Annotated in this window: 22 protein-coding genes and 1 tRNA gene; 7 read left to right on the plus strand and 16 right to left on the minus strand. The window is 36.0% G+C overall.

The genetic code is table 11. The annotated features are described in order from the left end of the window. Positions 1 to 88: 88 nt before the first annotated feature. Entirely contained in the window at positions 89 to 886 is a 798-nt protein-coding gene (locus P176_RS0108920) for a universal stress protein (RefSeq protein ID WP_026754387.1), read from the plus strand. A gap of 26 nt (positions 887 to 912) precedes the next feature. Beyond that, positions 913 to 986 (plus strand) — tRNA-Ala (locus P176_RS0108925). Positions 987 to 1,156: 170 nt separating this feature from the next. On the opposite strand, the gene P176_RS0108930 is transcribed toward P176_RS0108925, so the two are convergent. Then, complete coding sequence (locus P176_RS0108930; protein ID WP_026754388.1) at positions 1,157 to 1,357, minus strand: hypothetical protein; 201 nt, start codon at positions 1,355 to 1,357, stop codon at positions 1,157 to 1,159. Between the two features lie 317 nt (positions 1,358 to 1,674). Between P176_RS0108930 and P176_RS0108940 the strand changes: the two genes are divergently transcribed. Genes P176_RS0108940 through P176_RS0108950 form a run of 3 tightly spaced genes read left to right on the plus strand, consistent with a single transcriptional unit; the run spans position 1,675 to position 2,879 of the window. Beyond that, positions 1,675 to 1,956: a hypothetical protein gene (locus P176_RS0108940; RefSeq protein ID WP_026754390.1), complete on the plus strand. Its 282-nt coding sequence runs from the start codon at positions 1,675 to 1,677 to the stop codon at positions 1,954 to 1,956. Further along, entirely contained in the window at positions 1,956 to 2,144 is a 189-nt protein-coding gene (locus P176_RS0108945) for a hypothetical protein (RefSeq protein WP_026754391.1), read from the plus strand. Before P176_RS0108940 ends, P176_RS0108945 begins: the two co-directional genes overlap by 1 nt. Positions 2,145 to 2,150: 6 nt before the next feature. Further along, the gene (locus P176_RS0108950; protein WP_026754392.1) at positions 2,151 to 2,879 is read left to right on the plus strand and encodes a hypothetical protein; all 729 of its coding nucleotides are present in this window, start codon (positions 2,151 to 2,153) and stop codon (positions 2,877 to 2,879) included. A 112-nt stretch (positions 2,880 to 2,991) separates the two neighbouring features. On the opposite strand, the gene P176_RS0108955 is transcribed toward P176_RS0108950, so the two are convergent. The 9 genes from P176_RS0108955 to P176_RS19185 all read right to left on the minus strand — a co-directional run bounded on the left by P176_RS0108955 (position 2,992) and on the right by P176_RS19185 (position 10,795). Then, the gene (locus P176_RS0108955) at positions 2,992 to 3,420 is read right to left on the minus strand and encodes a hypothetical protein (protein WP_026754393.1); all 429 of its coding nucleotides are present in this window, start codon (positions 3,418 to 3,420) and stop codon (positions 2,992 to 2,994) included. Then, entirely contained in the window at positions 3,407 to 3,784 is a 378-nt protein-coding gene (locus P176_RS0108960; RefSeq protein WP_026754394.1) for a hypothetical protein, read from the minus strand. The genes P176_RS0108955 and P176_RS0108960 overlap by 14 nt, the downstream gene beginning before the upstream one ends. A gap of 22 nt (positions 3,785 to 3,806) precedes the next feature. Beyond that, complete coding sequence (locus P176_RS0108965) at positions 3,807 to 6,371, minus strand: hypothetical protein (RefSeq protein WP_026754395.1); 2,565 nt, start codon at positions 6,369 to 6,371, stop codon at positions 3,807 to 3,809. A gap of 8 nt (positions 6,372 to 6,379) precedes the next feature. Continuing rightward, positions 6,380 to 6,952 carry a hypothetical protein gene (locus tag P176_RS0108970; protein ID WP_026754396.1) on the minus strand — a complete coding sequence of 191 codons (573 nt, stop codon included), beginning with the start codon at positions 6,950 to 6,952 and terminating at the stop codon, positions 6,380 to 6,382. 411 nt (positions 6,953 to 7,363) lie between these two features. After that, positions 7,364 to 8,089 carry a hypothetical protein gene (locus P176_RS0108980; RefSeq protein WP_026754398.1) on the minus strand — a complete coding sequence of 242 codons (726 nt, stop codon included), beginning with the start codon at positions 8,087 to 8,089 and terminating at the stop codon, positions 7,364 to 7,366. Continuing rightward, positions 8,082 to 8,402 (minus strand): hypothetical protein, encoded by a 321-nt coding sequence (locus P176_RS0108985; protein ID WP_051605438.1) that lies wholly within the window; start codon positions 8,400 to 8,402, stop codon positions 8,082 to 8,084. Before P176_RS0108985 ends, P176_RS0108980 begins: the two co-directional genes overlap by 8 nt. 3 nt (positions 8,403 to 8,405) lie before the next feature. Beyond that, the gene (locus P176_RS19180; protein ID WP_051605439.1) at positions 8,406 to 8,672 is read right to left on the minus strand and encodes a helix-turn-helix domain-containing protein; all 267 of its coding nucleotides are present in this window, start codon (positions 8,670 to 8,672) and stop codon (positions 8,406 to 8,408) included. A gap of 74 nt (positions 8,673 to 8,746) precedes the next feature. After that, entirely contained in the window at positions 8,747 to 9,496 is a 750-nt protein-coding gene (locus P176_RS0108995) for a hypothetical protein (protein ID WP_026754400.1), read from the minus strand. A gap of 12 nt (positions 9,497 to 9,508) precedes the next feature. After that, the gene (locus P176_RS19185; protein WP_051605440.1) at positions 9,509 to 10,795 is read right to left on the minus strand and encodes a phage integrase SAM-like domain-containing protein; all 1,287 of its coding nucleotides are present in this window, start codon (positions 10,793 to 10,795) and stop codon (positions 9,509 to 9,511) included. A gap of 421 nt (positions 10,796 to 11,216) precedes the next feature. Between P176_RS19185 and P176_RS19190 the strand changes: the two genes are divergently transcribed. Continuing rightward, positions 11,217 to 13,571, plus strand: a complete 2,355-nt coding sequence (locus P176_RS19190) for a hybrid sensor histidine kinase/response regulator (RefSeq protein ID WP_081820696.1) — start codon at positions 11,217 to 11,219, stop codon at positions 13,569 to 13,571. On the opposite strand, the gene P176_RS0109010 is transcribed toward P176_RS19190, so the two are convergent. The 5 genes from P176_RS0109010 to P176_RS0109030 all read right to left on the minus strand — a co-directional run bounded on the left by P176_RS0109010 (position 13,568) and on the right by P176_RS0109030 (position 23,111). After that, complete coding sequence (locus tag P176_RS0109010; RefSeq protein ID WP_026754401.1) at positions 13,568 to 14,410, minus strand: S9 family peptidase; 843 nt, start codon at positions 14,408 to 14,410, stop codon at positions 13,568 to 13,570. The genes P176_RS19190 and P176_RS0109010 overlap by 4 nt on opposite strands. Continuing rightward, complete coding sequence (locus tag P176_RS0109015) at positions 14,407 to 17,172, minus strand: PD-(D/E)XK nuclease family protein (RefSeq protein ID WP_026754402.1); 2,766 nt, start codon at positions 17,170 to 17,172, stop codon at positions 14,407 to 14,409. The genes P176_RS0109010 and P176_RS0109015 overlap by 4 nt, the downstream gene beginning before the upstream one ends. Before the next feature lie 69 nt (positions 17,173 to 17,241). Next, positions 17,242 to 18,606 carry an OmpA family protein gene (locus P176_RS0109020; RefSeq protein WP_026754403.1) on the minus strand — a complete coding sequence of 455 codons (1,365 nt, stop codon included), beginning with the start codon at positions 18,604 to 18,606 and terminating at the stop codon, positions 17,242 to 17,244. Between the two features lie 132 nt (positions 18,607 to 18,738). Then, a complete protein-coding gene (gene kbl / locus P176_RS0109025) occupies positions 18,739 to 19,932 on the minus strand; it encodes a glycine C-acetyltransferase (RefSeq protein WP_026754404.1) in 1,194 nt (397 codons plus the stop codon). A 23-nt stretch (positions 19,933 to 19,955) separates the two neighbouring features. Further along, positions 19,956 to 23,111, minus strand: coding sequence for an exodeoxyribonuclease V subunit beta (locus P176_RS0109030; RefSeq protein WP_026754405.1), 3,156 nt, complete (start codon positions 23,109 to 23,111; stop codon positions 19,956 to 19,958). A 214-nt stretch (positions 23,112 to 23,325) separates the two neighbouring features. Between P176_RS0109030 and P176_RS0109035 the strand changes: the two genes are divergently transcribed. Next, entirely contained in the window at positions 23,326 to 23,934 is a 609-nt protein-coding gene (locus tag P176_RS0109035; protein ID WP_026754406.1) for a superoxide dismutase, read from the plus strand. Between the two features lie 620 nt (positions 23,935 to 24,554). On the opposite strand, the gene P176_RS0109040 is transcribed toward P176_RS0109035, so the two are convergent. Continuing rightward, positions 24,555 to 26,453, minus strand: a complete 1,899-nt coding sequence (locus tag P176_RS0109040; RefSeq protein ID WP_026754407.1) for an amidophosphoribosyltransferase — start codon at positions 26,451 to 26,453, stop codon at positions 24,555 to 24,557. Between the last annotated feature and the right edge of the window lie 4 nt (positions 26,454 to 26,457).

The following is a 26,457-nucleotide window of genomic DNA, read 5'->3' on the forward strand; positions in this document are numbered from 1 at the left end:
TACAAAGTATGAGTAGCGGTATTGTCGATAAAATTTTAATTATCTTTGCGAACTATTTTAAGCAAAGTTACCTTTTAAATATTTGATTATGAAGTCGATTCTTGTTCCTGTAGGTTCATCTAAAAATGCAGAAAGTCATTTACAATATGCGGTTGATTTTGCTAGAGCATTTGGCGCAAAATTATTTGTGGTGCAAATTTATAATGTATACACAAAAGCTGGAACTTTAGTAAAAATAGATCACATTTTAGAGCGTGAGAGTGCCGCTTTCTTAAAGCAGCATGTTTCCAAAATTGATACCAATGGGGTAGAGGTCATTGTCAAAACATTTAAGGGAAAACTTGTGGATACCCTCGAGCTTGCCTGTAATGCACTAGATATCGATTTGATATTGTTAGAGCCAAGAACAAACTCTATAAAAGATGAGGTGTATTTGGGTAAAACTTCAGGAAAAATTGTGAAGCAAACAGATATACCAGCATTGATTGTACCAGAAGGATATCAATTTAGACCGATTGAAAATATACTATTCGCCTTAAAATCGGCCATTCTAAAACGCGAAGACTCTTTGCTACCTTTACGGAGTATTAAGGATCAATTTCACTCTCAAATAACGTTATTGTTGGTAAAGACACCATTTCATAATGACGGTGATTTTGACGTTAGTGACCAATTAAAAGCGTTGACTGCAAAAACACTTAAAAGTGAAAATGCTACCACATTTCAAGGTGTTTTGGAACATTACAAAGAAAACAAACCTGATTTACTATGTGTGGTAAGACGAAAGCGTGGTTTTTTTACCAAGCTTTGGGAAAGCAACACCATTTTGAAAAAAGATTTTCATAGTGCCACTTTACCTGTTTTGGTGTTGAGCGGATTGAAATAAAAACCTATATTTGACATTCTTAATCTGGGGCATTAGCTCAGTTGGCTAGAGCGCTACGCTGGCAGCGTAGAGGTCATCGGTTCGAATCCGATATGCTCCACAGAGTTGAGTTAGTACTGTTCTGTAAATAAGAGTATTAGATTTTTAAGTTAGTGATTTTTGCACACTAATTTCACACGTAAATAAAAAGAGAGCCTTTAGACAGCTCTCTTTTTTTGATATAACCACTTACGGTGGCTCCATTTGGATACCATGGACATTCAAATATAATCAATCCTTTGATATAAAAATGTAAGTGTAATATCGAAATTCCATTTTTCCATTTACTTTTTCATGGAATTTCTTCTTTTGTACATGATATTTCTCGAGACCATTTTCTAGCGCGATAATGTCCAGTTCCGACTCTGATAGTTTTTCATGGACTGGTGAGATATGGATCTCATTTGCTTTGATGACGTGCAGTGTTTTCATTTTTTCTTCAGAATTATAGATTTGTATTTAAATACATAGCAGTAATGCTCAAATTTTGGTGCACGGCTGGCCATGTCGAAATGCTTATGTTCTTTCAAAGAGTAATCTACTAAACCATAACTTAACGCGATGCTCAGTTTTTGTTCTGTTGATAATTTTGAGTATACCGGTAATACGTGCAACTCATTTTGATTAGGTAATAGATTGTAAATCATAAGGGATCGGATTAAATTAATATTGTACAAATATAATGTACAATATTTAACTGCCAAACTTTATGTACATTATATTTGATACTTTTTGTTTACATTTGTCTTATGAAATCAGAATTATTGAAAGAAGCAGCGTTTTATGCTGAGCTTTTAAGACTTATAGATAAGGACTTAAAAAGTAAGAAACTGAAGCCAGGATCTCTACTAAGAGATGACGTCAATTATATAATCAGTAGGACCCAATACTATAACATGCAAAAAGTAGCTGAGGGTAGGCAGGATGTATCTAGGCTATCAAACTCGAGACTTAAATCACTTTGTGATTACTTGAATGTTGAAATCAAAGATATCCAGTATTGGATTACAGTCAAGGAAAATGATCATTAATGAAGAAAGAGGACATTCTCAAAAGGCTCCAAGAAATTGAGATTAATGCACAACGTCTTTTTGAAGATGCTGCTGCACTAAGGGAAGAGCTGTCTGGTGGTTCGGACAGCTCTTATTCTAAAAATGCCCTGTCACCGGAACATCGTCAAGCCATTCTGGCCAAAAGAAAAAAGAACATGTTAAAATAAAATACCATGCAACATACGGCTTCATATAATGAATTTGCAAATGAATCAGCAATGTTACATTTCTTGTTGATCTATTTCGAAATGGCATCTCCTCCTCACACAGAATCTTTAAAACAAAGCATGTTAACGCAAGGAAGTGCTACCGAATGGAAGGACCATTTCATATATAGATTTCTGGATGAGAGCGATAGTGAGGAATTGTTCAAGAGCGATACTTATAAAATTATCTTAAATCAGATGGTATACTCCAGATTGAGTGATAACTTTCTTAATTATCTTAAGTCTATTTTGGCCGAGATTATCGTAAAGCAACCTAAAATTTTATCTTCCAAGGAAACTGTATCAATTGAAAACGTGTTAAAACATAGCACACTAGATGACTTTCTTTCAGATTTCACAGAAAAGAAAATAGAAAAACTTTTTTATGGAAATGTCACCAGTATTAGAAAATACTTCTATGATCGATTAGGAGTAGAGCTTTATGAAGAAACAGAATCCAAAGAAATAGAAATGCTCATAAAACAGAGAAACCTGATTGTGCACAATAGAGGTTATATAAATAAAGAATTTCAGAATTTGTATTCAGAATTCAAAGATCAAGAGGGAATGATAACTTTTTCTTACCAGAAGCTTTTTGGCATAAATACCTTTTTAAGCAAGATCATTTTGCGAACTGATAACTTACTGTTAGATAAATATAAATTAGACACCTATCCATTGATAAGTCAGCCATGAGAAATATAGTTTTCAACCGTGACGTTTTGAGACATTTTCTCTTATAGGCACTAAAATGCAATGTCCAGTAATACATTTGATTACTGGACATTTTTTTATCCTAAATCCTTTATCAATTTAGACATGGTTTTGATTCTGCTGTATTGATGAACTCATCATAATCATTCATTTTCCAAGACTTATCCCTAAACTCCTTTTTGCCCAAATAATATGTACAGTAGAATCTATAGTAGGCAGCGAGCTCAATAGGCACATCAAAATTCAATAGGTTGATTTGACCAGGGATGTTTTTAACTTTGGGATTATAGAGAATATCCACGACTTTAGTATAATTGAAAGTCGGACTTTTGGTTATTTTGAAATCCAATGCACCTTTAGCTATGGTGAAATCCTCTATAATCTTCTTTAAACGCCACTCTTTTGAAACCACAATAAAATGCGATTTTCCGTAGTGGCTAAATGAGTCCTCTGAAACATCAAAAAACCTTTTAATGGTCTTGAATTCACTATCCACAAACTCTACAAACTCATAAACTATCATTTCGATCTTCTCTATATTTTCTTAGTAAAGCTGGGTTGTAAGGAGACATGCTTTCCTTTTTAATTATAGTCGATTTGCCAGCTCCGTCCATCATGGTACCGTAAGTTCTAGATCGTTTACTGGTCTTAACGATCTTTTTCGAAGCACGTAGTCTTTTGGCTTTAACCGGATCGTACCTATCTGATTTTTTTGTTTTAACAACTTGATTTTTTTGTGTCGTTTTAGTGCCTGATTTGGTCTTTTTAGTGCCGAAATGTGTGTTTTCTTGCAAAATACCTGCCTCTCGGTAGTTCATTTGGACACGATTTAGCACTTTTAATAATTCATTTGCACCATTCTGTGCAGTTTTAATTGAGGTTTTCATAATATTATTGGGTTTAGTTAAATTAAAAATTTGCTCCAGCTGCTATAGCTTCGTTATCTTGACGATCAACTATCCCAGAATAGGTACCTGAAGCAGAACCGCTCCTAGATCCGCTTCGAGATCCTCTTTCGGCTCCAGCTTCTACTGCATTTGTCATTGCTTCACTAAGCTTAGATATATCAATATTTGATGTTCCTGATTTGTTCGATCTTAGGACTTGGCCTCCGGCTGCCAGATATGATGCTGGCCTTGATAGAGCAACTCCTCCATAAGCTTGATTTATATGAGATAATGTTGGACCAAGTGCTGCACTTGCCTGGCGATTTAAGATAAACATCTTTTCGCCTTTCTCAGCTTCAAAAGCGGTACCGTCTTCACCATAAAATTTAGTGCCTCCAGAACTGTGACGGTTTCCACCGATATCCATAGCACCGCCGTCTTGAAACTTGACTTTTCCTGCTACTGCAGTTAGACCTTTCAAGGCGCTGCTTGTTAAAATTTTCGATATTGCCTTTGAACTACTAGCTTGAATTGCTGTATTCTGTCCAACTGCAATACCTATAAGTGCAGAATTAAATGGGGGTGGTAAAGCTGCAGCAGCCTGAGCCAAATTTGTAGCCTGAGAAGCAGCTGACGTGCTCGAAACTAAACCGACCTGTATTGCTGCATCAATGGCCAAAGCTGCCAATTTAGCCCCTAAGCTATCGCCCAGCAGACCTGTTAGTATAGATGTCAACTGAGATGCGATTGCAGCTGATTCCTCAGCATTTGCCCTTCTGGCATCTATTTCAGCTTGAGAAAATGCTTTGTAGGCTTCTAGCTGTTGATCTAAAGCCTTTTGCTTTATATCGTTGATAATACCGTTTCTATTGGTTTCCATCAGGGCCAAAAGCTCCGTTTTCTGTTCTTCGTTGAGCTGTAAGTTCTCAAGCTCGAGTACTTGTTTTTCGAAATCTAGTTCAGCTTTGGCAATAGCCTTTTCGTTGGCATCTTCAATATTCCTAAGATCAATCTCCTCCTGCAGGACCTTCTTTTGTTCCTCAAAAGCCAAAATTCTTTCAAACTCCTTTTCGTTTGCAATTTTCTTCGCTTCTATAAGATCATTGTCGAGCTTCAAAATTTCTGTATTGTACTCGGTTTGTGTGATAATATTTGTCTCAAGCTTTTGCTGAAGTATTTTAGTTTCTTCATTAGCAAAAAATTTAAGTTCCTCAAGTGACTCTGCGTTAAATCTCCTTTGTTCCCTTAAAAGTTCCAGTTCCTGCTCGGCTTTCTCGATGCGTTTTTCAGATGCCTCTCGAGCTTGATCAGCTGCTTCTCGTTCTAGGGCAACGCGTTCAGTAAGCTGTTCAGAAAGCTGGCCAGTTATTCTGTTTTCGATATCTGCTATGTTACCCAAACTTTCAGCGCGCTGATCCAGTAATGCATTTGATTCGCCCTCAAGAATGATTCTGGCCGATATTGTCTGAAGTGAGAGCTTTGCAATTCTCAGTTCCTCCTCTTGTTGTTTTTGAAGTACACGGCCTAGTTCTTCATTAGCTTCTTTACGCTCTTTGATTGATAGGTTCTCATTGTCACGGATCTGCCTAAGCTTCTCAGCATCACGTTCAAAATCTGCTTGCAGCTTTCTACTGTTCCTCTGTTCCTTGACCAATTGAGCCTCAGCATCTGCAAGTGCCTTTGCATCCTTGGCACCTTGCTGGACCTCACTGTTAAATGCTCGGAGCTGTTCGGCCTGTTCGTCAAATCCAAGTAGTTCAAGACCAGATGAGATTGTATCGATAGTTTTATAAATTGCAACCTCAGCAAGTTCCAGGCCTTTTACTATTCCATCAAGAAGAAAATCGGCTAAGGGTTCCAGGACACCAAAAAGTTTACTTGCAATTCCTGTAAATGCGGAAAAGGCCCGTTTAATCGAGTTGGTCTTTTCTTCGCTCTTTGCCATTGCGGTCTGCACTAAAAGAAATGCTCCGGCTATTAAACCAAGTACTGCACCTATTGGGGTCAATAAGAAGGCAGCTGCTGATTTCGCTGCAGAGACAAAACCCTGTCCTATATTGGTGAGTACACTAGGAAACAAAGAACTTTCCTCAATCGCTTCTTTTACGGACTGCTTGTAATTACCGATATTAATCTTCTGATCTTCTAGCGCAGAGACATTCTTTCTTACAAATTCCGTGTTTTCATTTAGCTTTTCGTTGATCAGGTTTATTGCTTTTTGGCCCTCAGCCGTTTCAGCGTTCACCTCATTTCTAATTGCCTTTAGTTCACGGTTACTCTTGTTTGCCTGGTTGATTGATATAACCTCTTTTCCTAATGCCGCGGTCAGTCTTTGCTCAACACTTAAGAGGTTTCCATTGGATTCGCTGAGGTTTTCAACCAACTTCTGATTAAGACGATACTCTTTGCTTACCTTCTTAAGCTGAGCTTCTGATTTTATAAATTCTGTGCTCGCTTCTCCGGTTGTAGCTTTTAGCTTTTGTTGTTCCAGTTTAAGCTTCGTAATTTCCTCCTTCAGCTCAACCGACTTTCTGACTATACCGTCCGTGTCGATATCTGCTTCGAATAATTTTATTTTTTCTGCCATGGTAATAATTATTTGATGTACATGCAGATCTCCTGAATGTTCAGTTCGAGTTGTCCTTTAGAATCATAGTTATATCTTAAAAGCCGGGGCATTATTTGTGCTGATTTCTCAAGACTAAAATTGCCACCTAAACCACTATTTTGAAGTTCTGAAACCAATTCGATCATTCTTTGTGCAATATCTACAGCTTTCTTTTGATTTTCAGTTCTAACTCGGTGAATGAATGTTTCAAAATAAGGCTGGCGCTCTGAAGCTATATATTTGCCATTTTCATCAACCTCTAAATCAAAATCAGACCATTTTCTGTATTCAATTCTATTGAGCCCGGAAAGATCAACTCCAAGACTTTGTAGATTGAACTGTTCAGTGGCATTAGGAAAAAGAAACTTGTCTTTTAATTTTTCCATAACTAGAGATCTTCCCTTTTTTAGTAGTTTGATCTTCTCCTCCTTATCTAATTCTCCAATTATTCCGGTTACGGTTTGGAGCATTCTATTTGCCTCTGCCACTGCTAAAGGTAACTGCCTTTTGGCCTTATTGAGAGCTATTGTTTCTGTGTAAATGATTTCTTCAGTTTTCATTGTGGTTTATGATATTAAGTTAATTGCGTTGATATGTCGATCTAGTTGCAGAATGCGGTCTCTAGTTCGGGTTTTGCTTATTTCTCTTTCAAGTTCTATTTCTGGAACACCAGCAACTTGCAAAGAATTGGATTGGTTTAAATGAGATATTTCGATTTCCTTTTGGCTCTCGAAATATTGTACTATTTGACTTTTCATAGATTTTAAAATTTTGCGAGCGATGCATGTTACGCTATCTTCTTTTATAATTTTATTTAAAATATTACTAGAGAATCTTATTGAAATACCTTTTTATAGGTCGTGTGGTAAAAAAAATTTAAATCAACTTTATTCCAACATCAAAAAAATATGTCTCAAAACTCTCTTATTATAGGTCGTGTTATGACCGTCTGATGGTCGTGATATTTGAATTCACAAATCAGGATTATTTATTCGGTCCATAACTCTATCCAGTATTACTTTCTCTTCAAATCTTCTCTGCTTTTCCTTTGTCGATTTCCTTCTTAGTTCTGCTTGATATATCAATTCCTCTTTATTCAATTTGAAACTCACATAAAACCCTCTGGTGTATCTTGCATAGTGGACTAAATTCCAGTTATCCTGCAGCTCATTCTTAATTTTTTTTGTTTGATATTCATTATGATACTTTCTGATTAAAGGAGATAATTCTGATTGATTTGTCACGCTCTTTGCGCGTCCATCCATCCTCGACAACCAAAATAAATTCGTCATTTTGCAGTATGATTTGTTTTGTAGTACGCTTTTCAATGCTAAGAATCCAAGAAGACATGCTTTTGAGAACTCTGAGGGTTCTTCATCGTTAAGATATTGGTTGAAAATTTGAAGATTAATACCAACCATAGGATTTTTAGTTCCATATTTTTCAGTAAAATCTTCAAAGAATTTGACAGCTTCATTTCCTGCTTTCCATCGATTAGTATACATTAAACCAAAATAATTTGCCGAGGCCAGAAATTTATCGTCGTATTCGCCATGTTTAAGAGTTAAAGAATGTTGATAAATTGCGTATAGGGCTATGTTGCTAAGTACAGATGTATGATCGATTAGAAAGCCTGAAAGCATCTGTATCGGAAAATTCAAATACTTAATTTTATTTTTAGATGGACGCTTACCCATTTTGTAATGAGATTTGATTTCCTATAAACTTTGGATTAGTTGTTAGAAATGAAGCTTTATGCCCACTTACTTTGCATACATCCTTTTTTACCTCGAAGAGTTTCCACTGGTCCTCAAGTTTTCTTTTTGATTTACAAATAGATGCTCGAGCTATACCAGTTGATACAGATATCATGGAATTGGTAGCTGTCTTATCAAGTAAGTAGCTAAATATGATTTTTTCCTGTGTCTTGTGTGGATGGTTTTCAGTAACTTGCAGCTTATTATCTTCTCCAAAAGATTTTGAGCCGTGGTTGTCTTTATTGATTTCCATGGCTCATTTATTTGGTTCGAGAACGCTCATAATTTCGGAGCGGCTATAGTATCGTTTGGATCCGATTCCGCGACTTACAAGTTTACCTGCTTTTTCCCAACGCCAAAGAGTAGTGTGAGAAACTCCTAAAACTTCCATTGCTTTCTCCTTTTCAAGAAAGTCGAGTAATGGATCTGTATTCTCTTTTTGTAATGGCTTTTGCTTAATATCAATTAGTAGTGTTTCGATACTAGATAGCCTTTTCTCTAAAGCTTCAAATGGATTATTCATAGTGCAAGATTTAAATTATCAATGCAAATATGAACAGGGAGATTTTACGTAACCGGTTATAACTGGTTACTATTTTAGTAATGGGTTTCTTTTAGTTTCTCTAGATGGCAAATGTCAGCTTCTAAATTACCCATATATTTTTCAGACACCAATTCTCTTAAACTTTTGAATAATTTGATTTTATTTTTAAGCTTTCTTTCGCTTCCAGGATCTCCTCTGCGTTTAGAAGGTTCCACGTATTCTAAGTAATCTTGATAAAGTCCTTTTCCAGAAAATTCAGAATTATATCCGGCATCTGCAGCGATTTGTTTGGCGTTATCCATGCTGATATGAATTCCAGAGTAATAATTCAGTAGAGCGATTTGCGGGATTTTTAACCTATTTTTTATTGATGATTTTTTACTTGTTTCTGATTTTCTAAATGAATCTAATCTGCTGAGGTAAGTTTTAAATTTATTGGCTTTGATTTCCAATTTTTTACTTTCGTATACAATCTGCTCCAAATTTAATAGCTTTAAGGCTTCTTCCATGGCCACGTTATCATCGATTGCCATTTCTACATTCCATTTCACCGCTTTGAATATTTCTTTTGCAATAAACGGAATACGATCTGATTCCACATAGAGTGATCCTGGCTGGTTTAGACTTTTTGCAAATTCAAAACAGAGAGACTTATACATGTTAGTGCATTTTTCGTTCTGATTTATTACTTCTTTAAGACAATCTCTATTATCCAATGCTAAACCTATTGAAATCTCCTCTGAGGCGATAGTCAGAGCATTTCTCTCAGCAGATCTTATAGTATCAATTAATGATTCAATCATAGCGGAAGTTGTTTAATTCAGGTCTTGAAAATATTTGTAAGAATCCAAAGCTAGATCCTTTTGACCTTTAGAAATGTACTCGAGGAATTGTTTTTCGGTGCTATGGCCAGTAATGTTAATTAGAAATGATGTTGGTATCTTTCCGTAGTAATTAGTGGCAAAGCTGCGGCGCCCAATATGGCTCGTGATAAGTTTCCATTTTGAGTAATATCCTGATATAGATCTCATTTTGGTAGTGTCTTTATTTTCTGATAAGTTTTTAGACAACTTGCCTTTGGTCTTTTCTATAATTCCTGCTTTCTTGCAAACTTTTTTGATATATTCATTATAGCGCTGATCACTAATTTTTCTAGGAAAATTTCCTGCTCTTTCCTCCAATATCTCATCAACTTGTTTCAGAACTGGAATAGAGACATTAGTTTGCGTCTTTTTTTGTGTAAACTCTAAAAGCCGTATTCCGTTCTCAGAACGTAACATGCCTTTATCAAATCTCATGAAATCAGAAATCCTCTGGCCAGTAAAGCAGCTAATCAAAAGCCAATCTCTAGCATTTTTAAGATATTCAGGTAGATCAGTAACTTTTTTTATATTCTCGAGTTCATCAACATTTAGATATATTTTAGCCGTCTTTTCCTGATCGTATCGTAAAAGTTCAAATTCATTATTGACTTCAAGTCCTTTAATCCTAGCATTTTTTATTACGGTTTTGATAAACCGAATATCTCTCTGTGTCGTGTTTTTAGAATATTGTTCAGCTTTTGACCAGCTAATGAAATCATTTTTGAAGTTTTCTCCGACATCTTTTATCTGAAGATCCGGGTTGAATTTAATGAGCTTTCGCTTAATCGTATTGTACTTTTTCTTCAGGGACTCGCTATCATGTTCTCGAGACTTCAGATAATAATCAAAATAATCAACGATACCTTTAGGGATAGAATCAGTTCCATTTTCTTTTTTGGAGCTGTAAAATCGATTCATTGTCGATTTGAGCCACTTCTTATCAACGATCGTTAAAGATGTGTCTGCCAATTCGGCTAGAACATATTGAGTGGCTTGGTGAAGCTCTGAGTCGATCTTATGCTTTATAGACAATTTAGATGCGTCTTTGAACTTCGTGCCTTTTTTATAATCGAGCCAAAATTCCTTATAAACCTCTATTCTAGATCTATCATAAAAAGAATACGGCATTTCCAAACCGCTTTTAGGATGCAGATTTTGACCAGGAATACGAAATGAAAGTCTAATTTCAAGACGCGCTACGGGTTTTTTTGACCGATAGGAGTATGTAAGTGTTGCCAATGTAAGTTATATCTATTCAAAGATAATTAATTGCACACGAAATGCACACGAATTTGAAATTATTTGAAACGGCTTGGAAACAAAATATAGATTTTATTTCACATTAGTTACTGAATTAAAGAATCTTGCTTTTCATTAAAGAAGATTATGTTTTAAAGAATTCCAATAGAGCTACTCCGATATGCTCCACATCTCAACGAAAAAAAACCTACGTGAAAACGTGGGTCTTTTTTTGTTTAAGAACCATGCTTCTCTTTTAAATGATAAGGTGACTTGTGATCATTAGTTCAAGATAAGAACCTCTAAGATCTTAAATTTGTAATAAAATACTTTCGCTTTATTTTCGTTTGTCGAATTTATATGTCTTTTTGTGGGTTTTTCCCTAAAGTTGTTTAGGTTCGTACGGTAAAGAACCTCCTAAATGAAACTACATTGCCTTGTTTTATTATTGATGAGCCTTGGTATTTATGCTCAAGATGCGCCTTTTGATCCAGAAGTGAGCAAAGGTCAACTTTACGAATATGCCAGTTTTGCAAATGTTGGTGATGCTCAACTTTCCGTAGAAGAATTTATGGAGAGTACTGATTATGAGTACCAAAACCTTAATTCTGAGAACCACAGTGTAGGATTTACATCAGATCTTTTTTGGGTACATTTTAAAATCGAAAACAGTTCAAACCAGAATAAGACTTATTATCTCGAGACCGCCAGACCTATAACCGATAAAGCTGATTTATACCAAGTATCGGAGTCTACTATTCAAACTTTTAAAAGTGGCGACCAAATTGCTTTTAGTGAAAGACAGGTTAAGCATAGACTTACCATTTTTAAATTGGAAGTGCCACAACAGTCGGTTCAAGAATTCTATTTAAATCTTCAAAGTGATGGGGAAACTATAAATATGCCTTTAGATCTTTATGACCAAGCCTCTTTTTGGATGGTCAATTATAAGCAGCAGTTATTTTTAGGATTGTTCTATGGTTTGTTATTTATAGCAGGTATTATTTATCTGTTCTTTTATCACAGCTTATCAGAAAAGACGTTTTTGTACTACGGGCTTTATGTGTTCTCCATTGGGTTTATGCAAGCATCGATTGATGGTCTTATTTTTCAATATGTATTGCCGAGCGGTGGATTTATTAATAGTCGGGCAGTTATGATTACGGCTTTACTATCTACTTTTTTTTTATTAAAGTATTGTGAGCATTTCTTAAAGGTCTCCACTCAACTTCGTGGTTTTAGAAATGTTTATAATGGTATCTATATATCATCGGGACTGTTGTTTGCCATGGTCTTTATAAGCCCTAAGACCTTGGAGTTAACATATCCTTTAAGTAACCTCAATGGGTTAGTGAGTTTAGTACTCATATTAACAACCATTTTTGCACTGCGTAAAAAACGACTGCCAATTGATAACTTTTTTTTGCTTGGTATTTTCTTTCTCGTGGTAGGTCTCTTCGGCTTTGTAATGAACAACCTTAGTCTCTTACCAAACAATTTTTACACGCTAAATAGCGCGAAGTTTGGCTCTGGATTGGAGATTGTTTTTCTATCCTTATCAATGACAAATTTGATAAGAAAATTACGGCAGGATAATGAAAAGGCACAAGCACTTGCTCTACGAAAGTCTGAGGAAATCAGCGGACTGAAATCCTATTTTATGTCAAATATTAGTCATGAGTTAAGAACTCCAATAAATGCCATTATGGGTATTGCAGAGCTAGAGTTGAGCGACCTAGATAATTCTAAGGAAGACAGAAAAAAATACCAATTGATCAAAAACGCGTCCTTAAGTCTGCTTAGTAACGTTAACGATATTTTGGACTTTGAGAAAATCGAAAAAAGTGAATTAATTCTTAAAACAGAGAGTTTCAATCCTTCCATTGTGTTGAACCAAATAAGCGATAATTGGAAGTCTGAAGCCCGCCTTAAAGGATTGGATTATAAGTTTGAAATGGATCATGACATCCCCACAACAGCCGTTGGCGACTCAGAGAGATTTGTTCAAATTATTAATAATGTATTGGGAAACGCGGTGAAGTTTACAGATAAGGGGCAAGTTCGGTTCAAGCTAAAATGTTTAAACCAACCAGATAGTACTTGTAGGTTTTCTATACAAGTATCAGATACTGGGATTGGTATCGATATGGACAAACAGAAGGATGTTTTTGACAGCTTTAACCAAATGCGTTTAGATCATAAAAGAAAATTTGGCGGTGTTGGTCTGGGCTTAACCATAACAAAACACCTCGTAAAGCTTTTTGAAGGTACGCTTAGAATAGAGAGCACAAAAAATGAAGGAACCACAGTTTTTATAGACATCAGTCTTAAATATATTCCTAAAAGCAACATCATCCCTGCAAACCAAACCGATAAAACCGAACAGCATGTGTTGATTGTGGAGGATAATAAACTCAATCAAATGGTGATGAGACAGCTGCTTAAAAGCGCAGATCATATCAGTTTTGCAGTTGTAAATAATGGCAAAGAAGCCCTTGAGGCACTTCAGAAAGATGTTTATGATCTTGTGTTGATGGATTTACAGATGCCCATCATGGATGGCTATGAAGCCACCAAAATTATTAGAAGTGGTCAACTAGGAGATACTATTGGAAACATCCCAATTATAGCAGTCACGGCAGATGCCATGCAAGAGACCAGAAAACGGGTCTTAGAATTAGGCATGAATGACTATTTGACCAAACCGGTAAATAAAGAACTATTGCTACAAAAAATGGAGTCTTGTCAATCTCCCATAACGCTTAAAATTGCCTAATCTTTAATAAATAGAATCGTTTTTTCAACGACCATATCTAAAGCAGGAGGAAGTGTATGTAGCTCCCAAGGATGCTTACTGTTAAAGACATGGTTAGCGTTTTCAATTGGCAATAAGTGACTTGAGCTATTCCATTGATGCAACTGTTGAGCTTCGGAAAATGGAACCGAATCATCCTCTTCCCCATGAATGATAAGATGAGGTATCGCCAAACGTTTTTCTGCGACTTCTATAAATAAGCGATCTTCATTGGCTTTGAAATCTTCATAAAACTGAAAGTTATGCGGCATTTCCTGTTTTGTCCTTCCGTTGAGCACATATTTCACACCCTCTTTTCGCCATTGATCCAAATCTCCTGAGGTGGAAGATCTACTTCCAAAATCTGAAACGCTTGCCCAAGTAATGAGTTTGGTTATTCTAGAATCTTCGGAAGCTTTGAGTATTGAAATACCTCCTCCCCTAGAGTGACCTATAACGGTAACATCATCGCGGTCAATTTCATTTTTAAAATCTAAGGACTTCGATAATAAATGGTCCAAAATTGATTCTAGATCGTCTAATTCTTTGGTGTAATTGTTTTCTGCGAAAGCTTCTAGGTCTGGAAAATCTATAGGATGATCCATGGTGCCGCCATTATGGGAGAAATTGAATTTCACAAAGAAGCAATTGGCTTCCTTAAAAGCATCTGCCACCAAATGCCATGCACCCCAATCTTTAAAGCCTTTATAGCCATGGCAAAAAATGACTAAAGGTTTTTTTAAGTCGTTTGGTTTAAAAAAGGCATCCCAAAGGATGGGCTTTTTAGAACTGCGATCTAATACTTGGTTTTTAAGAATCATTCCAAAGGTTTTTCGATAAAATCAATTTCAGGATTAAAGATTTCAGAAATTAATAATTTTAACTGAATTTCAAAAGCATCTAAGGTCTCTTCTGAAATGAGTTGATCTTTTTTTCTACTATAAGTACTTGGCTTAGTAGCAAACTTCATAAAACCGCTGCTTAAGCTCTTAAACGAAATGATTCCCGCTTCTACCGGAAGTTGAATTTGACTGCTTTTAAACATCATATAGGCATAGGTGAGCACTTGAAAGCTTTTGCTATACTTATCGTAATCTGTTAGGATATCATCCCATTCTACAATTTCAACCTTACCTGGCTCTACGCGGCCTGTTTTATAATCGATAATGCGTGTGGTACCATTGTACTCATCTACGCGATCTACTTTACCCCTCAGGATAACTGTTTTATCTATAGATTCTACATAGAGCGGAACCTTATTATCAGCTTCGATGGCTATAATTTTAATAGCGTTGCCTTGTTTTAAATCGGTTATTTCTAGATTTAGAAAATTGGTAACATAACGTTTGGCAATTTCATAAATGATTAAATTTTTACCTTTTGTAATGTCACCAGATTTGTACTCTTTTTTAAAATGAAGGTTAACCGTATCATGGATTTGTTGTTTCATCTGCTGAACGTCTTTAATCGTGATAAAACGACCAACAAATGGTGCATAGAAATCCTCTAGAGTGTTGTGGATGACTGTGCCTAGTGTATTTAGCGCGACATTCTCTTCAACATCCTCAAATTTTGAAATGCCCAAAATCTTATCAAGATAGAAATCCATGGGGTTTCTAATATAGTTTGTCAAGGAAGATGGAGAGAATCCTTTTTCTGCTAAACGCTGGATACCTTTTAAAACTTCTGGAGTTTTTTTGATGTGTTCTAGTTGGGTTGCAATAACGGGAACTTTTGGGGACACAACATAATGTTTGATGTTATGAATGTTCTCTATCATTAACTGAGTTATAAATCTGCTCTTTTCTCCACCTTTGAGAACGTCAGGCTCCGTATTATATAGAATATAGATGTTTTTGGCACGTTGTAATAGTCTGTAAAAGTGATAACCATATACAGCATCCTTTTCTTTATAGGTGGGGAGTTTGTTTTCTAATTTAACATCAAATGGAATAAACGAATTATTGCTTTTGCCTGCTGGTAAGATGCCTTCGTTTACAGAGGTAAGTATTACCGTTTCAAAATCCAAAACCCGGGTTTCTAACATCCCCATAATTTGCAATCCTTGTAATGGTTCACCCCTAAAATCTAGGGTTTCATTTTTCATGAGTTCCTTATACAAGCCGTATAATACTTGAATGCTATTGAGATGCTCAAATTCACCGTTAAGCCGATCTAACTCATTGAATATGGTATAAAATTTATAGAGATATTCTAATGGTAACTGATACTTGGTCTGATCATTATCGAAGTAATGCTTTAATTTATAAATGAGTTCTAAGCACTTGGCTATGGCTCGTTTTGGGGTATCCTCCCAAGATCCAAATAAAAGATCAATATCAGAGTCATTAGAGGTGGTCCATAATTTGAGTTGGTCTGCTGTGGCATAGGTGATATTATGATCTTGAATATAGTTGACTAAAGCATCTGCGCCGTTAGTGGATGTGGTTTCAAATAAGGGTTTTACGTAATGATGGGAAAGCAGGCCAATAATGTCTTTGTAATACCATCTATCAGATTTTAATTGATGAGCTCTAAAAAGCGTCTCAAACAGTGATGCTAAAGGGGTAAATTGTATGGGCAATCCCATGGTTATATTCACATGCTCTATTGATGAGGGTAAAGAGTTTAACAAGGGTAATAGTAACGTTTCATCACCTAGTACTAGAGCTGTCTTTTTTAAGTCAATATTTTGATCTTGCAATTTTGATAATAGCTCACCGACGTGTTTAATTTGCCCCACATTTTTTGGAGCACCAATGATTTCGATATGTTTCTCTTCAGTATAATGTGTCGTGATCCATTGTAACGGATTGTTCTCAAAATAGCGCCATTTTTTTTGATGTGCTCTTATAAATAGTCCGGCCTCATGGATAGGATTTTTTATAAATTGCTCATCAATATCCCAGTATATTTCAGCTAATTCACGATTTAATAGGTTTTGAATAATAGTTTCCTCACAGGCATTTAGTGCATTAAACCCCACAAAAATATGTTTAGTAGATGGGTTTTGCTTAATATATAAATGCAGTTGAGCTACGGCCTCTTTATAAACCATACCTTGATAGCCTCTTTTTTTCTCTTGAAGCGAATTTTTAAGGTCCTGATAATAGAATTTTAACCGTTTCCAAAAGAGGAGGTAGTTTTTTACGTATGCTGTTGGAGCTTCATCTAATGACCAATGCTGGTTCTCGATATCTTTAATGGCAGACAGATACTCAAAAACACGAGACGGCTCTATTAAATACCGATCAATCTCATTAAAATCCTGAATAAGGATTTGTGCCCATTTTGAAAATTTATCGAAAGATTCGACATTGGCTTTAGGTGTATGTTTTAAGTAGCTATCATAAAACTCAAACAGTAGCTCTGAGTTTGATACCGTTGTAAAACCGGAAACGTCTTCTACAAATTCTTCTATAGATACTATAGACGGAGCAAAAATTGAGGTCTCTGTAAGATTAGAAATGGTCTCTTTTAAAAAAAGACCTGCCCGTTTACTAGGAAGAATAAACGTAACTGTTGAGATATCAACATTTTTCTCTCTTAGGAATACTATAATATCATGAATAAAACTTGTCATAGTATAAAAATAGAAAACGCCCCGAACTTCGGGGCGCTTTCGCTATTTATTTATATGTTGTAAGGAAACTTATTTCAATTTCACTTCAACACGTCTGTTGTTTTTTCTACCAGCAGCAGTCTTGTTAGATGCAATTGGATTAGATTCTCCGTAACCTTTAGCAGTCAATCTATCTTGATCGATACCTTTAGCAACTAAGTAATCCATAACAGCGTTTGCTCTTCTGTCAGATAACAATTCGTTAGTTTTTTCTGAACCAACACTGTCAGTATGACCTTCGATAGCGAAGCTAGCTTGAGGATATTCTTTCAAGATAGCAACCATTGCTTGCAATACACCGTCAGTTTCTTTTTGGAAAGACGCTTTACCAGTTTCGAACAAGATGGTTCTAGCATACTCATTCAACTGCTTCATTACTTCAGCTGTTGGCTTAACTTCTGGGCAACCATTGTTTGCAACAGTACCAGCTTCGTTAGGACATTTATCATCTTTATCTAAGATGCCGTCACCGTCAGTATCTGGCCATGGGCAACCTTCGTTAGCAGCAGGACCTTTTTCGTTAGGACATTTGTCATCTTTATCAGCAACACCATCTCCGTCAGCATCTGGACAACCGTTTAAGTTTTTAAGACCAGCTTCTGTTGGGCACTCATCTTTATTATCTGGAACACCATCGTTATCAGAATCTGGACAACCGTTAAATTCAGCTAAACCAGCTTCATTAGGACAATCATCTTTAGAATCTTCGATACCATCGTTATCAGAATCTGGACATCCGTTGAATGCTTCTAAACCAGGAACATCTGGACAAGCATCATCTTTGTCATATACACCGTCACCATCTGTATCAGTTCCACCGAAAGCGATAGAAAGTCCTACAGAATGTTGGAAATGTTTAGGTAAGTAATCTTCAAAAGCATGTTTGTAAGAAGATTGTGCAGTGATACCAATGTTATCAGATAACCAGAAGTTGATACCAACAGTACCATTAAGGGTACCAGCACCAATCTCGTCAACCCAAGTGTAACCACCACCTACTCCTAAGTAAGGATCAAACCATCCACCAGGACCATTAACTAGATCTCTAAAACTGTAAGAGATCGTTCCATCAACAGCGTAGTATGATAAATCATCAGCAGAAGAATCTCCAACTTTATCAATTTCGTTGATAGATCCTTGTGCAGTTAAAGAGAAACCGCTACTTAAATACTTCGATACAGATACCGTAGATAAAGACGGTAAAATGTTATAGTGATCAGTTGCATTGAAATATTCATCGAAGTAATCACCTAGAGGAGCATCTTCTCCAACTGGGTATAAATCCACTGCGTTAGCACCAATTGTGATTTTCCATGGATTGTTTTCATCTTGTGCATTGACATTGAAGCACAATAAGAGCAACATCGCCAAACATAATCTGCTAAGATTTTTCATATTCTAAATAGTTTAATTTTAAGTGTTATAAGTGTTAATTAAAGCAAAAGTAAGTTGTTAAAAAATATTAACAAAGACAAATATATAAAAATATTGTCTCTATCGGATAAAAATCCGCTTTTTGAAGTCATTTTAAATAACCTCCAATTTTTCACCTACTTTGATAAAGGCTTGAATGGCTTTATCTAAATGTTCCTTTGTATGGGCTGCAGATAGTTGTACGCGTATTCTAGCTTTCTCTTTTGGAACTACAGGAAAAAAGAAACCAATTACATAAATTCCTTCTTCCAACAACATTTTGGCCATAGATTGAGAGAGCTTGGCATCATAGAGCATTACAGGGACTATTGCTGAATCACCATCAATGATGTCAAAGCCAGCGTCTTTCATGCCCTTTTTGAAATAAAGTGTATTTTCTTGGAGGGTGTCTCTTAAACTTGTATCATGCATGAGCATGTCAAAAACTTTAATAGAGGCTCCAACAATGGCTGGTGCCAAAGAATTTGAGAATAAATAAGGTCTAGAACGCTGTCTCAAAATCTCAATAATTTCTTTTTTTGCTGTGGTATAGCCACCCATAGCACCACCCATAGCCTTACCTAAGGTGCCTGTGATGATATCAATTCTTCCCAAGACTCCTTTTTCTTCTAGAGTACCTATTCCGGTTTCTCCAATAAAGCCTGTAGCGTGACATTCATCTATCATGACCATAGCATCATACTTATCGGCAAGATCACAAATCATATCTAAAGGCGCTAAAAGACCATCCATTGAAAACACACCATCAGTAACAATAATCTTGTGTCTGGCGCCACTTTCATTAGCCGACTTTAACTGAGTTTCCAAATCGGCCATGTCATTATTTTTATAACGGTAACGAGCAGCCTTACATAACCTTACCCCATCAATAATAGAAGCATGATTAAGCGAATCTGAAATGATGGCATCTTCTTTTCCTAACAAAGGCTCAAAAATACCGCCGTTAGCATCAAAAGCAGCGGCATATAATATGGTGTCTTCTGTGCCATAGAATTCAGCAATCTTTTTCTCTAAAGTTTTATGAATGTCTTGTGTGCCACAAATAAAACGTACGGAAGACATCCCAAAACCATGGGAGTCTAAAGTGTCCTTTGCTGCTTGCACTACTTCTGGATGTGATGAAAGTCCTAAATAATTATTCGCACAAAAGTTCAATACTTTTTCTCCTGTATTTAAAGTGATTTCTGCGCCTTGAGGAGAGGTTATAATACGTTCCTCTTTAAAAAGACCGTCATTTTTTATAGACTCTATTTCGTTTTGTAAGTGTTGTTGAATTGATCCGTACATGTTCTATTTTGTTTTCTACAAATTTAAAGTTCTTTTACTGAAATCCCATGATTGATGAAGATGAGAATTTTTTTGACGACCGTATAGCCCATATCTTCTAAAACAGATTGGTAATCATATAGCTGTTCTTTATGCTTTGGACTAGGAAGACCCGTTTTATAGTCAATTATAACAACTTCTTTCTTAGAATTGATCACTAATCGGTCTGGTCTTAAGATCTTTCCGGATCTTGTAATGATATCTCGCTCGTTATAAACTTCAGCACCGGTTTCATAATAGGTTTTTAATAGCTCATGATTTAAAATACCATCAATATCTAAATGGAGTTGTTCCGCTTGTAAGGGATTTAACCTACCAGCATTCATATAAAACTCAAAGGCAGTTTTAGCATCTGCCGAGGTATTAATGAGCGCCATGATATCATGCACCAAATTACCGCGTTCTATGGCTTCTGCCTGATCTGTATCCCAAAGGAGTCCAGAGTTAGATAAGATACTGAGATGATGATCTTCCTTTTTGGTAGAGATAAAAAGTTGTGATTTCTCATTGACATCACTTTGATCTTTAACTTCGGAAGTCTTGCCAGGTGCACCAAATGTGTATGTCAATTGGCTAGGATCCCAAAGTTTTATTGTTTTTAAATAGTTGATTAAAAGGCCGGAGTATAGATTTGGCTTTTCGTTTTGACCTTTGTCTAGGTCTAATTCTGAAATCACATACAACTGTTCTACGGCTCTTGTCAATACGACATAGAGTAAGTTGAGGCTGTCCAGTTCTAAATTAGATCGGTAATCTTGATATACTTGAGCTCCTAAAGGACTTAAGTCTTCTAGATCTTTATTAAGATTTAGAAGTAAATAAGAGAAATCACAAAATTCTGTTTTTTCTACAGGATACCAGGTTTTCGGTCGCATATCAAAATAGATATCTTGATTGGCATAAGGAAAAATAACTACAGGAAACTCTAACCCTTTAGATTTGTGAATGGTCATGATTTGAACAGCGTCCTCTCCAGATGGCGATACAATACTTAACCGTCCTTTCTTCAACTCCCAATAGTCTAGAAAACCTTGAAAGCTGGCGTGAGGCTTTTGGGAGTAGTTTAAAATTTCATCCAAATAAAATTGAATATAAGCATCTGAGCTATCTGTTAAGCGAAAGGTACGTATGATACTTTCTGTCGCCTCATAAAGCGGTAATTGAGAAAAGTCATTGCTATTAAAATCATAGCCGTAATCTTGTAAAGCTTCAAAAAACAAGTCGTTTTTTAAGGGCATCATACTGGCTAAAAATGCGTGTTTGTCTTCAATTTGAGACAGGTTTTTTGCTAAATAATTTAAAAAACTAACTTTTGCTTCGGCGTTATTGGGCTGTATGCTAAGACTGAGTACAGTGTTCATGAACTGTACTTCTGGAGAATTTTGAATCATTAAAGTTTCCGAAGAGATGATCGACATCCCTTTTTCGGTTAGAAACTCGGCAATAGCAACCCCTTCTTTTTTCTTTCTAACAATAATGCAAATATCATTTAGAGAAAATCCCTGGGACTGCGCTGTCTTTATGGTTTCAAAGACAGCTTCTGAGTAACAGGCATCCTTATTGTTATCTTCTTCTTCCATATCAAGAAAACGGATGTCTACATAACCTTCGTGCTTGAGTTGATCTTCTTGAAAACTCTTTTCATAAAGCGCTTTATGATCTGGATTTGTAAAGGCAAATGTAGAGACGTGCTTAAAAAACCGATTATTGAAATCAACAATGGCTTTATAACTTCTATAGTTTGCAGGGAGGTTATGAAGTTGGGTATCTACAAAAAAAGGATTGTTACCAGAATAAAGGTCAATAAATTGTTCGGCCCTACCACCACGCCATCTATAAATAGCCTGTTTGGCATCACCAACAATCATGGCCGTTCCTGTATTGCCTTTTGTGTTTTCCGAAGAAATGATATTGCTAATGAGTGGCACTAGATTTTCCCATTGCAACAAAGAGGTATCTTGAAATTCATCAATGAAGTAATGCTTGAATTTTTCACCAATGCGCTCGTAAATAAAAGGAGCCGGTTGGGTTTTAATTTCAGAGTTGATAATTGAATTAAATTCTGAAATGAGTAAAATGTCTTCCTCTTCCTTAATTTCCAATAGCGACTGCCTTATGGCATTAAGTACAGAAAGCGGTGTGATGTTTTTGAGCGCATTTTCTAAAAACTTACTGGTAAACACCAATCGTTTTACGGTTAAGTAAGCTTTTTCTAATTCTGGAAGCAGTGTGTCTATAGTGGCGGCTTTATCGGCATCTAAAGATTTGGTGTAAATTCCTTTTCGTTCTTCTAGATCCCCTTGAAGTTTATTGCTGTAAAGCCCCGAGAGCTTTAACTCTGCCGCTTTTTTAAAATGGTTGGGTAAGGTGCCACGGCTAAAATCGGAGAATTCTAGACCATTTTGCGCTAAAGTCGATAAAACCGTTTCGGCCACTTCAACAATACTTTGTTTTGCCGAAGTTTCTTTTTTGACCAGTTCACTTTTAAGTATTTTAAAATCCTGAAGCGTTTTGTCTTTTAAAAGCTCTATAAAAGGCATGTCGTTCTCGTTGGTCAAGAGTTTGGCAATGTTGTAAAAATCCAAACTAATGTCCCAACTTTTGTCATCATCGGCCTTTTCTATGGCAAAATCCACTAAAATCTTTGTGAGCTCGGAATCTGTACCGGCTCTATCTATAAGTTTATCGACCGCACGGTTTAAAACACTCTCAGTATCTAGTTCAACTTCAAAATTAACAGGGAGCTTTAAATCGTGCGCAAAAACCCTTATGAGCTTATGGTTAAATTTGTCTATAGTAGAAATGTCAAATGCAGCGTAGTTATGAACTATGATCTCTAAAAGTTGTTTAGATTTTTCATGAAGATCCTCTAAAGAGATCTCAAGTTCTTCGGAAATGGACTCGAACATGGTATTGTTGGAATTCAAAATATCTTTTTGCGAAAACTCTTGTAGGGTCTCAATGATTCTGGTTTTCATTTCTCCCACCGCCTTATTAGTAAAAGTTAGGGCAAGGATATTTCTAAAAGCCAGAAGACTGCTTGAAGAAAAAAGAAGGGTAAGGTAATTTTTAACGAGCGTGAAGGTTTTTCCGCTACCCGCAGAGGCATTATAAACGGAAAAAGAGGATAGATTTGGCACGAATCTTTTTTTTACAAGATATAAAACATCGCCGTTTTTTAGAACAAAATGGACTTCACATTTTAAACGTGTCCCATATTTGGATTATTTGAGGCTGTTTAACGTTAAAATTTTCATAAGTGTTACGTGACGTGGGGGTTAGAATTTTAATAAGCCCGCTATTATGTTTAAATTTGAGAGAACTACAATATTAACTATAAAAACCAAATATATTATGGCTTTTGAATTACCAAAATTAAAATACGCATACGACGCTTTAGAACCACATATTGATGCAAAAACGATGGAAATCCATCATACAAAACACCATCAAGGATACACTACAAAATTAAATACTGCTTTAGAAGGTTCAGATGATGAAGGAAAAACAATTGAAAATATCCTTACTAATTTAGATATGGATAACACAGCAGTTAGAAATAACGGTGGTGGTTTTTACAATCACTCTTTATTCTGGGAAGTAATAAACCCTCAAGATAAAGGCCGATTATCTGGAGATTTAAAAGATGCAATCATGGACAAATACAAGTCTTTTGATGCATTTAAAGATGAGTTTAGTAAAGCGGCAGCTACACAATTTGGTTCTGGTTGGGCTTGGTTGTGCGTTCACGAAGGTGGAAAAGTAGAAATTTGCTCTACTCCAAATCAAGATAATCCATTAATGCCAGGCGTTGGTTGTGGTGGTCACCCAATTTTAGGATTGGATGTATGGGAACATGCGTATTATTTAAACTACCAAAACAGAAGACCAGATTATATCAATGCATTTTTTGAATTGATCAACTGGAACGAAGTTGAAAGACGTTATGTAGAAGCTAAGTAATTAGTTTAACGCATTTAATAAATAGAGCAAACTCATTTTGGGTTTGCTTTTTTTTTTTTTTTGCTTCGGAAATAGGAGAATTTTTTTAAGGATAAGTCGGAAATACAACTTTACAGAAGCGACTGAAAATGAAAAAAGGTGAACGAGAGTTCACCTTTTTTGCCCCAAATCTACCATAAACTTAACCTACTTATGTTATGGTGATACAAATATAAACCCGATCTGGGTTACGAGTTAATTTTTTAGACTAACTACATATATTTTAGTCATAACGAAGTAATCTTGCTTTTATTGCTACATAAAGCTGAATTTAAATTGAAATATGAGATTAAAAACAGAGTTTTTGCTTAAAAAAAATGAATTTCAAAACTATAAACACCAATATAAGTGTTTAAAAAATCATTTTGTTGACTGAAAAACCCTAAAAAAGGGCAATAAAAAAAGGCGAACGTTAGTTCGCCTTTTTTTGCCCCAAATCTACCATGAACTTAACCTACTTATGTTATGGTGAGGCCAAGTTATATGTTATTTATAAAAACCAATTAATTTTTAGTTTAAAAGTAATATTATCCGACAAACGGTAGTTTTGTCGTTTAATGAGTATGTCGTCAATTATTTATCTAATAAGCTCTTTCTTTATTTCCCTCATAGAAATTTATAAAAGCTCTGTTAACCACACGATTACCTCCAGCAGTAGGATAATTCCCCGTAAAATACCAATCTCCTAGATTTTTAGGACAAGCTTTATGGAGGTTTTCAATAGGTTGAAAGATGGCTTTTACCTCGGCTTTTACCGACTCATCAGAAATAAGTACCGCAATTTTATCTGATATAGCTTCAGCAGAGAACTGAGCATAAAGGTCCTTAACGTAATTTCTAACTTCTTTGTCTTTAAGCTTAAGTTGTAATTTGCACTTTTCGTACACCTCGTCAATTAAATGGTACTTGTCGTTTTCTTTTAATAGTTCTAGCATCGCCCTAAAAGCAATTAAACTCTCTAGGTTTGCCATGTCAATACCGTAGCAATCTGGATAGCGTATTTGAGGGGCAGAGGATACGACAACAATTTGTTTAGGATTTAGTCGATCCATCATTTTGATGATACTTTTCTTAAGCGTGGTACCACGCACAATACTATCATCAATAATCACTAGATTATCGGTTGGCTTAATAACACCGTAAGTCACATCATAAACATGTGCCACCAAATCATCACGACTACTATCTTCGGTAATAAAGGTTCTTAGCTTTACATCCTTAATTGCAATTTTTTCAATGCGGGGTCTTTCAGAAAGAATATCGGTGACTCTTTCTGCACTCAACTGTCCGTTTCCTCCTAAGATTGCCTTGGTCTTCTTTTCGTTCAAATGTTTCTCAACAGTTTCAATCATTCCGTAGAAAGACGTTTCCGCAGTATTGGGTATGTATGAGAAGACGGTGTTTTTAGTATCGTAATCGATGGCCTCAAGCACTTTGGGCATCAATAGTTTTCCGAGCATTTTACGTTCTTGATAAATCTCGGCATCACTACCACGAGAAAAATAGATACGTTCAAAAGAGCAGGCCTTGCGTTCTAGCGGCTCCATAATTTCTTCTATGGATGTTACGCCAGATTTCTTTGTAATAATGGCATGACCAGGTGCTAGCTCATGTACGTCTTCAAACTTCACGTTAAAGACGGTTTGTATTACTGGACGCTCTGAAGCAACCACGACCACTTCATCATCCTCATGATAATATACAGGTCTAATTCCTGCTGGATCTCGTAATACAAAAGAATCACCGTGGCCTAATAGACCCGCCATTGCAAAACCACCATCCCAATTTTTAGAGGCTTTTCTCAATATTTTAGAAACATTTAGGCGATCTGCAATCAATGGAGAGCATTGGCTTTTGCTGTAGCCCTCTTTTTTTAATTTTTTGTAAACTTTTGAAACAGCATCATCCAGAAAATGGCCAATTTTCTCCATTACTGTAATGGTGTCTGCTTTTTCTTTCGGGTGCTGACCTAGTTCTACCAGACCGTCAAAAAGTTGATTGACATTGGTCATGTTAAAATTACCGGCAACAATCAGGTTTCTATGCATCCAGTTGTTTTGTCTCAAAAACGGATGCACACTCTCTACACTATTTTTGCCAAAGGTACCATAACGCACATGTCCTAAAAGTACTTCTCCAACGTAAGGGATGTGTCTTTTTTGCAAGGCCACGTCATCTTGGTACTCGGGATTTTGCATCAAGTCGTCATTAATACGTTGGTTGATTTGAGCAAAAATATCTTGAATAGGTTGTTGGGCAACAGAACGAACTCTACTGATATATCGTTCTCCCGGTTTAGTGTCTAGCTTGATGCTGGCAAAACCAGCGCCATCTTGGCCACGGTTGTGTTGCTTTTCCATCATGAGATACATTTTATTTACGCCATAAAATGCACTGCCGTATTTTTCCTTATAAAATTCTAATGGTTTTTTAAGCCTTATGAGTGCAATTCCGCATTCATGTTTTAAAGCATCGCTCATTGTT

The organism is Sediminibacter sp. Hel_I_10 (genome assembly GCF_000688335.1).
In the GTDB taxonomy this organism is placed as follows: Bacteria; Bacteroidota; Bacteroidia; order Flavobacteriales; family Flavobacteriaceae; genus Psychroserpens.

Coding starts and splice junctions, on each gene's coding strand:
- P176_RS0108920 (WP_026754387.1), top strand. CDS start 89: ATGAAGTCGATTCTTGTTCCTGTAGGTTCATCTAAAAATGCAGAAAGT.
- P176_RS0108930 (WP_026754388.1), bottom strand. CDS start 1,357: ATGAAAACACTGCACGTCATCAAAGCAAATGAGATCCATATCTCACCA.
- P176_RS0108940 (WP_026754390.1), top strand. CDS start 1,675: ATGAAATCAGAATTATTGAAAGAAGCAGCGTTTTATGCTGAGCTTTTA.
- P176_RS0108945 (WP_026754391.1), top strand. CDS start 1,956: ATGAAGAAAGAGGACATTCTCAAAAGGCTCCAAGAAATTGAGATTAAT.
- P176_RS0108950 (WP_026754392.1), top strand. CDS start 2,151: ATGCAACATACGGCTTCATATAATGAATTTGCAAATGAATCAGCAATG.
- P176_RS0108955 (WP_026754393.1), bottom strand. CDS start 3,420: ATGATAGTTTATGAGTTTGTAGAGTTTGTGGATAGTGAATTCAAGACC.
- P176_RS0108960 (WP_026754394.1), bottom strand. CDS start 3,784: ATGAAAACCTCAATTAAAACTGCACAGAATGGTGCAAATGAATTATTA.
- P176_RS0108965 (WP_026754395.1), bottom strand. CDS start 6,371: ATGGCAGAAAAAATAAAATTATTCGAAGCAGATATCGACACGGACGGT.
- P176_RS0108970 (WP_026754396.1), bottom strand. CDS start 6,952: ATGAAAACTGAAGAAATCATTTACACAGAAACAATAGCTCTCAATAAG.
- P176_RS0108980 (WP_026754398.1), bottom strand. CDS start 8,089: ATGGGTAAGCGTCCATCTAAAAATAAAATTAAGTATTTGAATTTTCCG.
- P176_RS0108985 (WP_051605438.1), bottom strand. CDS start 8,402: ATGGAAATCAATAAAGACAACCACGGCTCAAAATCTTTTGGAGAAGAT.
- P176_RS19180 (WP_051605439.1), bottom strand. CDS start 8,672: ATGAATAATCCATTTGAAGCTTTAGAGAAAAGGCTATCTAGTATCGAA.
- P176_RS0108995 (WP_026754400.1), bottom strand. CDS start 9,496: ATGATTGAATCATTAATTGATACTATAAGATCTGCTGAGAGAAATGCT.
- P176_RS19190 (WP_081820696.1), top strand. CDS start 11,217: ATGAAACTACATTGCCTTGTTTTATTATTGATGAGCCTTGGTATTTAT.
- P176_RS0109010 (WP_026754401.1), bottom strand. CDS start 14,410: ATGATTCTTAAAAACCAAGTATTAGATCGCAGTTCTAAAAAGCCCATC.
- P176_RS0109015 (WP_026754402.1), bottom strand. CDS start 17,172: ATGACAAGTTTTATTCATGATATTATAGTATTCCTAAGAGAGAAAAAT.
- P176_RS0109020 (WP_026754403.1), bottom strand. CDS start 18,606: ATGAAAAATCTTAGCAGATTATGTTTGGCGATGTTGCTCTTATTGTGC.
- kbl (WP_026754404.1), bottom strand. CDS start 19,932: ATGTACGGATCAATTCAACAACACTTACAAAACGAAATAGAGTCTATA.
- P176_RS0109035 (WP_026754406.1), top strand. CDS start 23,326: ATGGCTTTTGAATTACCAAAATTAAAATACGCATACGACGCTTTAGAA.
- P176_RS0109040 (WP_026754407.1), bottom strand. CDS start 26,453: ATGAGCGATGCTTTAAAACATGAATGCGGAATTGCACTCATAAGGCTT.